This is a genomic window from Luteithermobacter gelatinilyticus (assembly GCF_005849285.1).
GTDB classification, from domain to species: domain Bacteria; phylum Pseudomonadota; class Alphaproteobacteria; order Sphingomonadales; family Emcibacteraceae; genus Luteithermobacter; species Luteithermobacter gelatinilyticus.
In genome coordinates, this window is the sequence record NZ_CP040517.1 from 2,496,548 (window position 1) to 2,511,211 (window position 14,664).

Annotated in this window: 14 protein-coding genes; 7 read left to right on the plus strand and 7 right to left on the minus strand. The window is 57.2% G+C overall.

Translation table 11 applies throughout. The annotated features are described in order from the left end of the window. Positions 1-2 precede the first annotated feature (2 nt). The 4 genes from nhaA to FE788_RS11200 form a co-directional block, all read right to left on the minus strand. Positions 3-1,268: a Na+/H+ antiporter NhaA gene (gene nhaA, locus FE788_RS11185; RefSeq protein WP_138380714.1), complete on the minus strand. Its 1,266-nt coding sequence runs from the start codon at positions 1,266-1,268 to the stop codon at positions 3-5. A gap of 152 nt (positions 1,269-1,420) precedes the next feature. After that, positions 1,421-2,059, minus strand: a complete 639-nt coding sequence (locus tag FE788_RS11190) for a methyltransferase family protein (protein ID WP_138380715.1) — start codon at positions 2,057-2,059, stop codon at positions 1,421-1,423. Between the two features lie 15 nt (positions 2,060-2,074). After that, a complete protein-coding gene (locus FE788_RS11195; protein ID WP_138380716.1) occupies positions 2,075-2,335 on the minus strand; it encodes a DUF2933 domain-containing protein in 261 nt (86 codons plus the stop codon). A gap of 4 nt (positions 2,336-2,339) precedes the next feature. Further along, positions 2,340-3,239, minus strand: a complete 900-nt coding sequence (locus tag FE788_RS11200; RefSeq protein ID WP_138380717.1) for a DMT family transporter — start codon at positions 3,237-3,239, stop codon at positions 2,340-2,342. Between the two features lie 222 nt (positions 3,240-3,461). Here FE788_RS11200 and FE788_RS11205 point away from each other — a divergent pair, with 222 nt between their 5' ends. From FE788_RS11205 to FE788_RS11235, 7 genes are read left to right on the plus strand one after another with little or no spacing between them, the layout of a single operon-like run. Further along, positions 3,462-4,736, plus strand: a complete 1,275-nt coding sequence (locus FE788_RS11205; RefSeq protein ID WP_138380718.1) for a TolC family protein — start codon at positions 3,462-3,464, stop codon at positions 4,734-4,736. Beyond that, positions 4,733-5,854, plus strand: coding sequence for an efflux RND transporter periplasmic adaptor subunit (locus FE788_RS11210; protein WP_168190385.1), 1,122 nt, complete (start codon positions 4,733-4,735; stop codon positions 5,852-5,854). The genes FE788_RS11205 and FE788_RS11210 overlap by 4 nt, the downstream gene beginning before the upstream one ends. Then, positions 5,854-8,919 carry an efflux RND transporter permease subunit gene (locus tag FE788_RS11215; RefSeq protein ID WP_138380720.1) on the plus strand — a complete coding sequence of 1,022 codons (3,066 nt, stop codon included), beginning with the start codon at positions 5,854-5,856 and terminating at the stop codon, positions 8,917-8,919. Before FE788_RS11210 ends, FE788_RS11215 begins: the two co-directional genes overlap by 1 nt. A 19-nt stretch (positions 8,920-8,938) precedes the next feature. Then, positions 8,939-9,250 (plus strand): DUF3240 family protein, encoded by a 312-nt coding sequence (locus tag FE788_RS11220; RefSeq protein WP_138380721.1) that lies wholly within the window; start codon positions 8,939-8,941, stop codon positions 9,248-9,250. Continuing rightward, a complete protein-coding gene (locus tag FE788_RS11225; RefSeq protein ID WP_138380722.1) occupies positions 9,243-9,590 on the plus strand; it encodes a PepSY domain-containing protein in 348 nt (115 codons plus the stop codon). The genes FE788_RS11220 and FE788_RS11225 overlap by 8 nt, the downstream gene beginning before the upstream one ends. Before the next feature lie 4 nt (positions 9,591-9,594). Beyond that, positions 9,595-10,272, plus strand: coding sequence for a response regulator transcription factor (locus FE788_RS11230; protein WP_138380723.1), 678 nt, complete (start codon positions 9,595-9,597; stop codon positions 10,270-10,272). Further along, positions 10,259-11,596, plus strand: a complete 1,338-nt coding sequence (locus FE788_RS11235) for an ATP-binding protein (protein WP_138380724.1) — start codon at positions 10,259-10,261, stop codon at positions 11,594-11,596. The genes FE788_RS11230 and FE788_RS11235 overlap by 14 nt, the downstream gene beginning before the upstream one ends. Positions 11,597-11,646: 50 nt before the next feature. Here FE788_RS11235 and FE788_RS11240 read toward each other — a convergent pair whose 3' ends face one another. The 3 genes from FE788_RS11240 to FE788_RS11250 are packed head-to-tail and all read right to left on the minus strand — an operon-like array spanning position 11,647 to position 14,661. Further along, complete coding sequence (locus tag FE788_RS11240) at positions 11,647-13,077, minus strand: pyridoxal phosphate-dependent decarboxylase family protein (protein ID WP_168190386.1); 1,431 nt, start codon at positions 13,075-13,077, stop codon at positions 11,647-11,649. Positions 13,078-13,135: 58 nt separating this feature from the next. Then, on the minus strand, positions 13,136-14,095 hold the full coding sequence (locus FE788_RS11245) for an FAD:protein FMN transferase (RefSeq protein WP_138380726.1): 960 nt from the start codon (positions 14,093-14,095) through the stop codon (positions 13,136-13,138). Beyond that, positions 14,092-14,661, minus strand: coding sequence for a nitrous oxide reductase accessory protein NosL (locus tag FE788_RS11250; RefSeq protein ID WP_138380727.1), 570 nt, complete (start codon positions 14,659-14,661; stop codon positions 14,092-14,094). Before FE788_RS11250 ends, FE788_RS11245 begins: the two co-directional genes overlap by 4 nt. Between the last annotated feature and the right edge of the window lie 3 nt (positions 14,662-14,664).

Here is a 14,664-nt window from a genome sequence, read left to right on the forward strand (position 1 = left end):
ATTTAAGTTGTTTCCCCGTTAGTTATTTCCCCGTCAGTCATTTCCGGTTGGCCCATTCGTTCTGCTGGCAGCTCATCGGACTGGTCTTCCGACTGTTTTGCGGGCAGATGGACATGGAGCCAGACAGAACCGATCACCGCCGACAGCAGGGAACCGATCAGAACCGCCATACGGCCGGTTTCCGGATTGCCATTATGGGGAAAAGCCAGGGCGTTCAAAAACAACGCCATGGTAAACCCGATGCCCCCCAGCAGCGCTACACCAAAAACCAGCCGCCAGGTGACATGACTGCCCAGCCGGGCAATTCCCGACATATGAGCCAGCCAGGCAAAGGAAAAGATACCCAGCGGTTTACCCACCACCAGCCCCGCGACAATGCCAAGCGATGGCATGACAAGCAACTGGGAAAAAGTAAAATCCGCCAGCACAATCCCGGTATTAAAAAACGCAAACAGCGGGACGATAAAAAACGTAACCCACGGATGCAGCCCCCTTTCAACAAAGTGGAGCGGGACATAGACACCGTCTTTATGGAGGCGCAGGGGCAAGGCCGCTCCTACCATCAGCCCTGCCAGCGTCGGATGAATGCCGGAGTCCTGAAACGCGGCCCATAAAAAGATCCCGATCACAATATACAGGGATGCATGGGTAACGTCGAACCGGTTCAGAAAAAACAGCGTGACAAGTCCCAGAACCGTCACGGCCAGAACATTCAGGCTCAGATGGCCGCCATGCAGCAGAACAATAATCAGAATGCCCCCCAGATCGTCAAAAATGGCCAACGAGGCCAGAAACAGTTTCAGTTCTACTGGCACCCGCCGGCCGAACAGAGACAGCACCCCCAGGCTCAGCGCAATATCCGTCGCCGTCGGAATGGGCCAGCCCCGGGAAAATTCAGGATTATTTCCGTTTATCAGAAGATACAGCGTCGCCGGCACCACCATGCCGCCCAGCGCCGCAAAGGCCGGCAGAAAGATCTGCCGCTGGGCCGACAGGTGACCTTCCAAAATTTCCCGTTTGATTTCCAGGGCAACCGCCAGAAAGAAAAACGCCATCAGCCCCTCATTGACCCAGACCACCAGTGGTTTCTCCAGGCTGAAACCGCCAAGACTGATGGACAGCGGGGTATGATGTACCAGGTCATAAAACGGGCGAAGCGGCGTGTTGGCCCAAAGCAGCGCCACACCGCAAGCGCCGATCATCATCAGGCTGCCCCACTGGTCCATACTCGCGGTTTTGCCGGCAATGATAAAATGACGTTTGCGCATATTTTGGTGCCGCTCCCGAAAGCGTGAAAAATTAAAATAACGGCCAGTTGTCCCCTTCGGCCCTGAAATCGCTTTCCATCTTATTCTGTTATACGTTTTATGGAACTGATCTGTGTCATGAATGTGTCTCTGGAAGACCACAAAAGGAAATGTTACGCACCGGACCCTGACAATACTCTTGGAATGAACCCCGGCACCGCTTTGGCGTACTCGTCATAGGCTGTACCGAATGCCGCCCGGGCGTCCGCTTCCTCTTTGCTGGCCAGCCGGATATACATATACGCCAGCACGGGAAACAGCACCAGGGTCGGCAGGGTCGGCCACTGCAACAGAAAACCGAACATGATCAGGATAAAACCGATATACTGTGGATGACGAACTTTGCTGTACGGTCCCGTCACCGCCAGCTTTCCTTCCTTCTGAGCCTTGTAGAGAACACTCCAGGCCGCCGACAATATCCAGAACCCACCGCCGATAAACACAAAACTGAGAAGATGCATGGGATCGAAATGGGCATCGCCCTCAAACCCCAAAATAGTATGCCACAAATGACCATTCTCATGGGTCAGAAAATCCACGCCGGGATATTTTTCCGCGAGCCATCCGGACAGCAGATATATCGTCAGCGGAAAGCCGTACATTTCCGTAAACAGCGCCACAAGAAAGGCTGAAAACGCCCCGAATGATCGCCAGTCGGTTTTGGTTTGCGGTTTGGCAAAACTGAAAGCAAAAATAATAAAAATCAGCGAATTCAGGATCACCAGAGACCATAACCCATATGCGTTGTCCATGCCGTTTTCCATCATTTATTCTCCGTCTCTGCCATCCGAATTTCCGGGATGGCCATGTCCGCCATGTCCCCCATGTCCGCCATGCATAAAAATATGCAGTAGCGGACATAACAGCAAAATCAGCCAGATCCAGTTGCCCAAGAGATGGGCTTTATGCTCGGCAATCAGGAAATAGCCGATGAGGCCGAAAAAAAAGATTGCCACAATCCCCGCCGGGGTGCGCCACCAGGCCTTCTGCTTTTCAGGTTTATGGTAATGTTCATGATGTTGGTCCATGATCCTATCCTGTGATGTTTTGCCTGTTTTTGTCGTTCCCGTTCACCAGAACGATTCCCAGGACTGTCATAACAATCCCCGCCGCCACCATGGCCCCGATTTTTTCCTGAAAGAAAACTTGTCCCAAGGACAGCCCGAAAACCGGCACCAGAAAACTGAAGGCGTTGGCGTGGTTGAGTTCCGCCTGTTCAAGAATACGGCACCAAAGCCAATAAGCCAGCGCCGTCCCCGGCACGGCCAACCCCAGGAGACTCAGCACAAACGGCCTTTCCCACATAACCGTCCCGACGTCTTCTGTTGCCAAAGCGGGTATGGCCAAAAAAACACCGCCAAGAACCAACTGCCATCCCATGGCATGTAAGGCATCCATCCGGCCCGCCTGATACCGGATCAGCACATTGCTGACCGTAATGCCCAACGCGGCAAGAATAATATAAACAACGCCACGCACATACCTATCGTCGGTGCCGGTTTCCGAGAACAGCGTCGGTAAAGCAATGAACAGAACCCCCAGAAACCCCAGAAAAAGACCGGCTTTCCCCCGTCTGTTCAACCGTTCCTTCAACACAATCGCCGCCAGACCGGCGGCCATGAGCGGCTGGGTATTGGCGATCACCGTGGCAATGCCTGGTGACACAAATTCCGCCGCATGAAACATGCCGAGAAATCCCAATGTCGTCGCCCCGAGCCCGATTGCCCCCAGCATCATCCATGTTCTGAGGCCAGTGGGGAACGAACAATTCATCATCAGGGCGGGAACAAGCAAAACAACACCCGCCAGAAACGCCCGCAATGCGGCAAAAGTGAGATGTGGCGCATAGGGCAGTCCCCAGTAGATCAGGGGAAAACACATGGCCCATAAAAACATGACCAGAATTGTCTGAACCGTCAAACTGGCCGTCATTCTAATTCCCAAAAGCCCATGGTATACCCCGCATCTCCCTTTCTTTTACTAGCAACGGCAATCCTGATACCTCTGATACGTCATCAAAGGGGGTCATCCCTCAAAAGTTTGCCCCCGACAATCTACTTGTCCGGCCACTTGTCCGGCCACCTGTCCGTGAAAATTCAGTTTTATTTCAGTTTGAGCTGTTAAAACCTCTCCCATGAGTGAAGGAGCATCTCTATGCCGTTAAGAAAAACCGTGCCGTTTGAAAAAACCGTTCTCAGGGCTTGTCTTCTGGCCACACTGTGTCTGTGGCCAGGCCCGGCGATATCCGCTGAGGAGGAAAGCGAGCATGTCAGGCTTGTTCCGGACAGCACCCTGTCCCTCAGCAACGTCATAGATGCCGCCGCGAACCAGGCCCCGGACCGGCTCATGGCCGCGGCACGGGAGACGACAAGCCGCGCCTATGCCAAACACGCCGGCAGCCTGTTTGCCGACAGCCCGCAGCTTTCCGTCAGCCACCAGAATGATTTTCTGCTCTCAGACCAGGGGTTGCGGGAATGGGAAGGCCGGCTGGAACTTCCCCTCTGGATCCCCGGCGAAAAATCGGCCTATCAGAACAGGGCCCGCACCGCCGAAAACGAGGCCCGGGCCTATCGTGCCCGGATGATCTGGAATGTCGCCCGTGAGGTCAGGGAATTGGTCTGGCAGGTAAAACTGGCGGAAGCGGCGCTTGAAGAAAGTCGCAAGGGGCTGGAGATGGCCGAAAAACTGCTGCACCATGTGGAACGGCGCATTGCTTCAGGAGATCTTCCCAGAAACAGCTTGATCCTGGCCCGACAGGAAGTCGCCGCCCGAAAAATTGCCCTCAAGGGGGCCGAACGGGATTATGTGGACAGCGCCGTTGCCTATCAGAGCTATACCGGGCTGGAAGCCATCCCCGCTGAAATCAACGAGTCCCCTCAAGAGGTCGAAGACGCGTACGCCGTCCCCCCTGTGCTTCATGCCCGGCGGCTGGTTGAATATTACCGTGCCGAATATAACGCCGTTCGACAAAGCTGGAGCCGTTCTCCCACACTCTCCCTTGGTGTGAAACGCGAACGCGGCGGCTTTGATGACCGTTCGGTGGATTCCGTAAGCCTTGGCATTTCCATTCCCTTGGGCAGCGGGGCGCACACAGCCCCGAAACGGGCGGAAGCCGCGGCAAGGCTGGCCGAAGCGGAACGGCAAAAGGAACGCGCCCTCAGGGCCCAGAAAATTGCCCTGCATGAAGCGGAACATGAACTGGAAGTCTGCCTGATCCAGCAGAAGATTTCCCGGGAACACCATGACATGGCCCGTGAAAACCTGCAGCTGGCCCAAAGGGCCTTTGACCTCGGGGAAAGTGACCTGATGGACCTTCTGCGGGTTCAGGACCAATATGTGCGCTCTTCCACAGCCCACACCCGACAGCAACTTGAATGCGGCCGGGCCATCGCCCGGCACAATCAGACAAAAGGACTCCTTCCGGAATGAAGAAAAAGACCTTGACCCTATTGGCTGTGTGCCTGACGGCGGGTTCAGCCCTTCCCCCTATAATCTCCCCGGTTCATGCCCAGGAGATCATTGCCCTGGATGAAACAAAATTCGATACACTCGGTATCCGCACCATCAGACCGGAGCCCGCCGAAAATGTCTGGAGTATGGCCTATCCCTCACAGGTCACCATCCCCAATGACCAGATCCGGATCATCACCTCTCTTTATCCGGGGCTGATCAAAACCCTTTATGTGGCGGAAGGAGACAAGGTCAAACGCGGTCAGAAACTCGCCGAAATCGCCAGCCCTGCCTTTCTGGATGCCCAGCAGAACTATCTGGATGCCGTGGCAGCGCTGGAAATGGAACGGAAAAACTTTGCCCGGGACAGTTTGTTGCTTGAGGAAGGTATCATTTCCGAAAAAAGATATCTGGCGGCGCGCACAGCCCTTACTCAAGCAGAAAACAATCATGCCCGGCAAAAACAGGCCCTGATGGTTTCGGGAATTGACGCTTCACAGATTTCCCGACTGGATCAGACCCGGCAGATTTTCGGCACACTCCCCCTCACGGCACCATTCGACGGCGTCATTCTGGAACAGATGGGCCGCCCGGGAGAAAAAATTGACGAAGCATCAGCACTGTACAGCCTGGGACAGACCAGCCCCATCTGGCTTCAGATCCATGTCCCGCTTTCCTTCCGTCAAAACCTCACACCGGGCGGGCGCGTCAAGGTCGCTGATCCGTCCCTTGAAGGCCGGATCATTTCCATCGGGCGTATGATTCATGAGGCGGATCAGGGCATTCTGGTGCGGGCCGAAATCCGTGAGGAGGCCAATAAACTGATCCCCGGCCAGTTTGTGCGCGTTCATCTGGAACAGAAGTTTGACACCCGCACCGCTTTCCGCGTGCCGCGCCAGGCGGTTGTTCGCGAGGGCAGCCGGGCCTATGTTTTCCGGCAGGCGGCGCAGGGGTTTGCCCTGCTGAGTGTCTCGGTTCTGGCGGAAGAGCAGGACGCGATGATCATAGAGGCGGAACTTGCCGCAACAGACCGGTTGGCCATCAGCGGCATTGGCACCCTAAAAGGCATGTGGCAGGGACTGGGGAGTGAGGAATAATGCTGAAACAGCTGATCAAGTTTTCCCTCACCCAGAGGCTGATGATCCTTCTGGTCTCTCTGCTGATTGTCGGCGGCGGCTGGGTGGCGTTCCAGGCCACCCCCATTGACGCTTTCCCCGATGTATCAACAACCCAGGTCAAAATCATCCTCAAGGCGCCCGGCATGACACCCGAGGAAGTAGAAGCCCGCATCACCGCGCCGGTGGAGGTGGAGATGCTGGGACTGCCGAAACAAAGTATCCTGCGTTCCATCACCAAATATGCCCTCACCGATATCACCATCGACTTCGAGGAAGGCACAGATATTTACTGGGCCCGCCAGCAAGTGGCCGAACGGCTGAACGCCATCATGGAAGACCTGCCGGACGGGGTGAGCGGCGGCATCGCCCCCATGACGACGCCCCTGGGCGAAATGTTCATGTTCAGCATCGAAGGAGACAGCCTGTCCCTGATGGAAAAACGATCCCTGCTGGACTGGGTGATCCGGCCGGCGCTCAGGACCGTGCCGGGGGTAGCTGATGTGAACGCCTTGGGCGGTCATGTACGCAGTTTCGAGGTGATTCCCGACAATCAGGCGCTTCTGGCGCGGCAGATCCCGTTGGGCGAACTGATCGACGCACTGAAACAGAACAACCGTAATGACGGGGCTGGGCGCCTTGATGAAGGTGAGGAAGTTCTCTTGGTGCGGACCGGTGGCAGCATCAACACCCTTGAAGATGTGGCCAATATCGTGGTCCGCCCCCATGCCACGGAGCCTGTCCGGGTGCGCGATATCGCCCGGGTGCAGCTGGGGGCTATTACCCGGTATGGCGGCGTGACCGCAAATGGAAAAGGCGAAACCGTGGAAGGGCTGGTGCTGGGGCTGCGCGGCGCCAATGCACGGGAGGTGGTGGACGGCGCGCGAGCACGTCTTGCCGCCCTGGAACCCAGCCTGCCGGATGGCGTCAGCATCAATATTTTTTATGACCGCGGCAAATTGATCGACAAGGCCATTGCTTCCGTGTCCAAGGCGCTGGCCGAAGCCATCGTCCTGGTTTTGCTGTTGCTTGTGGTGTTTCTTGGGGATCTCAGAGCCGCCCTTACCGTCGCCCTGATTTTGCCCTTGGCGGCACTGAGCACCTTTATCCTCATGCATCGTTTTGACATGTCCGCCAACCTGATGAGCCTTGGAGGACTGGCCATTGCCATCGGCATGCTGGTCGATGCCGCCGTGGTGGTGGTGGAAAATATTGTCACCCATCTCGGACAGCACAAAAACAGCCGCCAGCCCCGCTTGCATATGATTTATCGAGCGGTGAGCGAGGTTTCACTGCCGGTGGCATCCGGCATCCTGATCATTATTATCGTGTTCCTCCCGCTCTTGTCGTTGCAGGGGCTGGAAGGCAAGCTTTTTGTCCCCGTGGCGCTGACCATCGTTTTTGCCCTATCGGCCTCCCTTGTGCTGTCGCTGACGGTGATTCCGGTTATTGCCTCTTTTCTGTCGTTTAATTCGGGGCACAAGGAAACCTGGCTGGTTCGCAACCTGCAAAAATATTACCGTCCCATATTGGCCTGGTCGCTGGATCATAGCCGGATTGTCGGAATGGCCTCTGTGGTCCTGCTTGTCCTGGCGGGCGTCACCTATAGCCAGGTGGGCAAAACCTTCATGCCAACCATGGATGAAGGCGACATTATCCTTCAGGCCGAAAAGCTGCCCTCCATTTCCCTGAATCAGTCCCTGGAAATCGACCTGATGACGCAGAAAAAACTGATGACGGAAATCCCCGAAATCATCGGTTATGTCTCCCGCGCCGGGTCCGATGAATTGGGGCTGGACCCGATGGGGTTGAATGAAACTGATGGCTTTCTGGTCCTGAAACCCCGGTCAGAATGGACCGTGGACAGCAAGGAAGACCTGATTGAAAAAATTCAGGCCGTTATCGCAGATATTCCCGGCGTGGCCTTCAACTTCACCCAGCCTATTGACATGCGCGTCTCCGAAATGCTGACCGGGGTGCGCGGCGACATTGCCATCAAGATTTTCGGGGAGGATCAAGACAAACTCAACCGCCTCGGCGAAGAAATTGTCAGCCTGCTGTCCGGCATTGACGGTGCGGGCAACATTTACAAACCGGCCAATGACGGGGCACAGTATCTGCGCCTTTCCGTCGATCGGCTGGCGGCCGGACGGCTGGGGCTGAATGTGGATGACCTGACCACGGCGCTCCGGGCCCAGATTGAGGGCATTACGGTAGGCACCGTCTATGAAGGGGCCCGACGCACGCCGCTTTTGGTGCGGGGCGCAGAACAACTGCGCAACAATCCGGCGCGATTTCAGAATCTCACGCTCACCCTGCCCGACGGCCGGAACGTGCCGCTATCCAGCGTGGCCCGTATTGACCGGGTCGAGGGCCCGGTTTCCATCAAGCGGGAAAAAGGATCGCGCATGGTGGTGGTGATCGGCAATGTCAAGGGCCGCGATCTGGTGGGTTTTGTGGACGAAGCCAAACAAATAGTCGCAGAAAACCTCACCCTGCCCAGCGGCTATTATCTGGAATGGGGCGGCCAGTTTGAAAACCAGCAACGCGCCTCCAAACGGCTGGCGTTGGTGGTGCCGGTGGCCATTGGCCTGATTTTCCTGCTGCTGTTTTCCACCTTCGGGTCGGTTCGCCAGGCGCTTCTTGTGCTCAGCAACATTCCCTTCGCCATGACCGGCGGCATCATCGCCCTGTGGCTGTCCGGGGAATATCTGTCGGTACCTGCTTCTGTGGGCTTTATCGCCCTTCTGGGCATCGCCGTGCTTAACGGCGTCGTGATGGTCACCTATTTCAATCAGCTGAAGGCCATGGGCAAACCGGTCATGCAGGTGATTTTTGACGGTGCCAGCCGGCGGCTGCGCCCGGTGATGATGACCGCCAGCATCGCCGCCTTCGGGCTGGTGCCGCTGCTGCTGGCCACGGGACCCGGCTCGGAAATTCAGCGCCCCTTGGCGGTGGTGGTCATTGGTGGCCTGTTCACCTCGACGCTGCTGACCCTGATCCTGCTGCCCATTTTGTACCGCCGTTTCGGTTTCACGGAAAATTAGAGAAGTAAGGAAGTCCGCCATGTCTCTTTGCCTTCTGAACATTATCGTGCCCGCCGCACTGGAAGACCATTTCGTCGACTGGCTCATGGAACATCCCCGTATTGAAGGATTTACCAGCATGGCAGTGTCCGGTTACGGCGCCGCAGAACACAAAATGTCACTGGCGGAAAAGGTCAGTGGCAGGTCCCGCCGGGTGATGTTCCAGATCCATCTGCTGGCCTCCGAGGCAGAACAGATCCTGGACCAGATGAAAAGGGACTATGCGGGCGCCGATCTCCACTATATGCTATATCCGCTTTTGGACGCAGGACACCTGGAACCACATGCCTAAACATTTAATGCTAAATCTCTGCCGGACCGGCGCGATCTTTTCCCTGCTTGTTGCAGGCATGCTGCCTGTGCAGGGCAGAGCAGAGGATGATCCTCAATACAGGTCCCACCACCTCAGCCCCGAACAGTTGCAGAAGCTGCGCCAGGACGGCAGCATCCTCAGCCTGGAAGAAATCATCCGCCTGATCCGGCGCAATGACACGGACCGGCTGCTGGAAGTGGAACTTCTGGAAAAGGACAATATCCTGTTCTATAAGGTGGAACTTCTGGAACAGTCCGGCATCGTGCGGAAATATTTCCTGGACCCCAGGACCGGTACCCCTTTCAGCCTGGAGGACTAACCCCATGCGTCTTTTGCTTGCCGAAGACGACCCCAAGCTGGGCCCCCATCTGCAAAAGGACCTGCAACAAAAAGGGTACGCCGTGGATCTGTCCGCCTCCGGGCGGGAGGCCGAATATATGGGGTTTGAAATTCCCTATGACATTGTGGTGCTTGATATCGGCCTGCCCGACAAGACCGGCACCGAAATCCTCAAAAACTGGCGTAAAGGTAATCTTGACGTGCCTGTTCTCATTCTCACAGCCCGGGACAGCTGGCAGGAAAAGGTGGAAGGGTTTCAGGCCGGGGCCGATGATTATCTGGCCAAACCATTTCATTTCGAGGAATTGGTGGAGCGCCTGGCTGCCCTGATCCGCCGGGCCAATGGGCAAACCGCCCGCATGATCACGGCCCACGGCCTGAAACTGGATGAGAACAGCCAGTCGGTTATCCTGCCGGATGGCACCAGACAGGCCCTCACTGGAACAGAATACCGCCTGCTGCGGTATTTTATGCTGAATCCGGGAAAAATCCTGTCCAAAACCACCCTGACCGAACATGTCTATGACTTTGATTCGGACAAGGATAGTAACGTCATCGAGGTCTATATCCGCCGCCTGCGCCGGAAACTTCCGGACGGCCTGATCCACACCCAGAGAGGACAGGGATATATTTTCAAAGGGCCATCAGATGCAGAGCCTTAAAGATCGCCTGACCGGGAATGTGCTGGTCGTATCCGTCCTGTTTTTCATTTTCCTGATCGGGTTCAACATTTATTATTTCAACAGGTTCGGACAGGAATTTGTCAAAACCCGCCTGGAACACGATATTGACACCCTGCTGGCCGCCCTTGAAATGGATCCGGCAACCGGCCGTCTGCGTCTGGAGGAAAACCGGATCAATCCGATTTTCCTGCAGCCCTATTCAGGACATTATTTCCGGATTGATACACAGGAACAGACCTTTCTGTCCCAATCCCTGTGGGATTTTGAAATCCCCTCTCATAAACACCGGCTTGGCACCACTGATCTGCACCGCATTCCCGGCCCGCAGAATCAATCTTTGCTGTTGATGGAAGGCAGCTACCGTAAGGAAGACCAGAATGTCTGGATTACCGTGACCGAGAATTATTCCCCGATCCTTGATAATCTGAAATCACTGGGCCTGCTGATCGGGGCACTCGGGGCAGGTGTGATAGTTTTGCTCAGCCTTTTACAACGCTGGATCGTGATCAAGGGGCTAGAACCCCTGACCGAGGCCCGGCAGGACCTGAAACGGCTGGACAAAGGTGACGCCACGCTGTTGCGGGAAGACGTCCCCGAAGAAATCCGCCCGCTGGTCCAGGAAATCAATCAACTGCTCAGCCTGGCCGACAACCGGATCAAACGCTCCGCCACAGCGATCGGTAATCTGGCTCACAGTCTGAAGACCCCGCTGGCGCTGGTGGAACATGTGCTGAATAATTCCGACACCCGTCTGAACCCCGAGGACAGGGCCGAATTGCAGCAGGCGCTGGGCGACATCCGTTATCTTTTGGACAGCGAACTCAGAAAGGCCCGCATCATTGGCACCCCGACCCGGGGAAAAAAGGTGTCCGTGGCGGCGTATGTCCCCCCGCTTGTCGATATGCTGAAAAAAGTTTATGCCTCAAAGGGGCTGGAATTCACCGTTGACATTGACAAAGGAGCAGAATTTGCCGGGGACAGTCATGACCTGATGGAACTGATGGGCAATCTGCTGGACAATGCCTGCAAATGGGCCCGTCAAAGGGTCGGGCTTTGTGTGCGCCAGACACCTGAGGGGCTGACCATTGAGGTCAGCGATGATGGGCCGGGGGGGACGCCAGAAGTCTTTGCCCGACTTGAACAACGGGGAGTGAGGCGGGACGAATCCGGCGAAGGGCACGGGTTGGGCCTGGCCATCGTCCGGGAAATCATCGACCTATACCACGCCGATATCGACTTTTCCCGCAGTTCTGATGCCGGCGGGCTCAAGGTTGCCATTCACTTTCCCGAGAAAGACACCTAAAGACACCTAAAGACACCTGGAGTGAATTTTGAAGAGAAGGCCCGGCGGTCTCAGGGGGTGGTTTCATCCCCGATCTGTTTCAGCAGGGCCAGCAGCTCCCGGATTGCCTTTTTCTCCACCCGCGGATTAATGGTGCACAGCCTCAACGCCTTGCGTCCCTTCAGTTCCGTTGACGACAAAAACACCCGTTTCGTGGCGTTCACCTGCTGATTAATTTTTTCATTCAGCCGGTTCAGGGCCCCGTCATCCAGTCCCGGCCGCCGATAGCGAAAAGCGATAATGCCCAGTGTCGCCGGCGAGGCGATCTGCCAGCAAGGATCGGCCCGCAGCAACTCTTCGGCATATTCGGCAAGCCCCAGCCCCCATTCCACGGCGTCCCTGAACGCCTGCTCCCCAAAAGTCTGCAACGACATCCATAATTTCAGAGCCCTGAGCCCCCGAGTCAGCTGAATACCGTGATCCCGATAATGGATGCTGCCATGACCTTCCGCCGAGTCTTTTAGATAGCCCGGCAGGATATGAAAAAATTCATGCAGCCAGGCCATCTCGCGGACCAGGATGGTGCCGCACTCATAGGGCTGGAAGAACCATTTATGCTGATCCATGGCAACGGAATGGGCCCGTTCCACCCCCTTCAGCAGCGATCGTTTCCGCGTCGACAGCAGGGCGCCACCGCCATAGGCCGCATCCACATGAAACCACAAATCCTCCCGCTCGCAGATCTCCGCCAGCGCCTCCAGTGGATCGACCGTGCCCGAACTGGTCGTGCCCAGCGTACCCACAACCAGAAACGGCCGCCGCCCCGCCTTGCGGTCTTCGGCGATACGCTGTTCCAGTAAGTCCGTGCGCATACGAAAGTCCAGATCCGTCGGAATCCGGATCAGCTGGTGCGGTTTAAAACCCAGGATCCGAAGCGCCTTATCCACACAGCTATGGGTTTCATCGGAACAATACAACACCGCCTGGCGGATATCATCTTCCAGCTTGTTATGCCGTGCCAGGATAAGCCCGGTCAGATTGGCAACCGACCCGCCGCTGACAAAGGTGCCGCCGGCCGTGGCCGGATAGCCGACAAGCCCCTTAAGCCAGTTGATCGCCGCTTCCTCCACTTGGGCGGTGCCGTGGCTGTGGGTGGCGGTGCCGGCAAAAATATTAAATCCGGCACACAGCGCATCGGCCATGGCGCCCACAAAATTGCTGGGTCCAGGCACATAGGCGAAAAAATTGGGGTCAGAAACATGCTGAATATCCGCCAGAACATGTTTTTCCACCAGTTCCAGAACCTTGAACGGGTCTTGCCCAGCGGCCGGGATTGGCACCTCGCGGGTGCCCAGCCCCGGATCGCGGCCCTCGATGTTGCGGATCATCTCCCGCTGGCCATGACCCTGATAATAATCGACAATCATGTCCACCACCTTATATCCCAAAGCGATCATCTGCTCGCGGGACAGGGAAAGCTTGTCATTATCCAGTCGGCTCATCGGCAGGCTCCTTTGATTTTTTTTGGGCGAGACTATACGGAATCCGGTACCCCTAGGATCAGGCCCCGGCAGCAACAAAATATCCGGTGACCCCCCTATAGCGATCCAGCAGGGCCCGGGCCTTGGCGTCAGGCAGCAGGCTCGCCGCGGTGGACAGACCATCGGCCAACAGCGCCGTTGGCGCCCGCACCGCTACTTCCGCCACATAGGCCGGACTTTGGCCCGTTTGCGGGTCCAGAAGGTGATTGAGCCCCGGCCGGCCGGGGAACGGGCTGGCGCTGCCGCGGCTCACCGCCAGGGCGTTATCGTCCAGCGTCACCTCGCGCAGCGCCTGGCCGGGCCGGGCGGGATCCTCGATGCCCACCCGCCAAGGCGCGCCGTCGCGACGCGGTCCCAGCGTGCGCGTCTCGCCCAGTTCCACCAGCGAATGTGTCAGGCCATAGTCCTTAAGTAGCGCCACCACCCGGTCGGTGATGAAGCCCTGGGCGATACCATTGAAGGTCAAGCCCATGCCCAGCGCCTTGAAGCGAATCCCGTCCGGCGAAAATATCACCCGCCCAAAGTCCACGCGCGCCAGCGCCTGTTGCAAGTCTTCCCCGGAGGCTCCGGCCGCATGGGCCTGCCATACGGGCAGGATGCTGGGATCGAACGCCCCGCCGCTCTGCCGCCAGAGATCCCGGGATAGCCCCAGCACCGCCAGAAGCTCCGGCGGCGGATTGTCCACCCGGCCTTCCCGGTTTAGTTGGCACAGGACGGAGTCTTCGCGATAGAGGCTGAAAATATTCTCCAGCCGGTCGATTTCCGCCGTGGCGTGGCGGACGAACTGTTCCGCGACTTTAGGATTTTCCACCCCCAGGACCATCTGCGCCGCGCCGCCCAGCACCACCCCCCGCCAGCGATAGGCCTCGACCGAAGAAGGCGATGCCAGAGCATCGGGGCGCAGCAGGCCCGGCAGGCTCAGCAGCGGACTCGCCGCTGCCGCGATCAGCAACCGTCTTCTGGTGTCTCGGAATGTCATTGGCTTTTCCTCTTCTCGCTGTTGGGTTGAGGCCGCTGCGGCTCATTCCTCGGGGACAGGGCGTTTTCTTCCGCCCCTGTCCCCAGGATATAACTCTCCGGGATGTCCCCCAGAGCCACGATTTGCCCGCCATGCTCCTTTACAAAGGCCTGTGCCTTTGTCCGGTCGGAAAAGGGCACGGTCTCAAGCGCCCCCATGCCACCCCGGCGGTTACTGCCGATCACATAAATAGCGTCTTCCGCCGGGACCCAGGCGTCATCTCCCGGATTTTCCCAGCTTTTGGCCCGGGCCATGTCATGGACATACACGCCGGTGATGCGAGGACCACCTTCCGGCATGCGCAGATACGCCACCGCATCCCGCACGGAAGTGAACCAGATTGGTGTCGGCCGGTCCTCCAGATGGATCTGCGCCTTGGGGCCTTTATGATCCGCAACAATCATACCGCAGAAGAACCCCTGCGCCGTACGGTCCAGTGCCGCCGGCGGAGGGGGCGGGACCTGTTCGTCACAGCCGGCCAGTGCAAACAGCCAGACCAAGCCAAAAAGATGCCAAACAACCTTCACAGC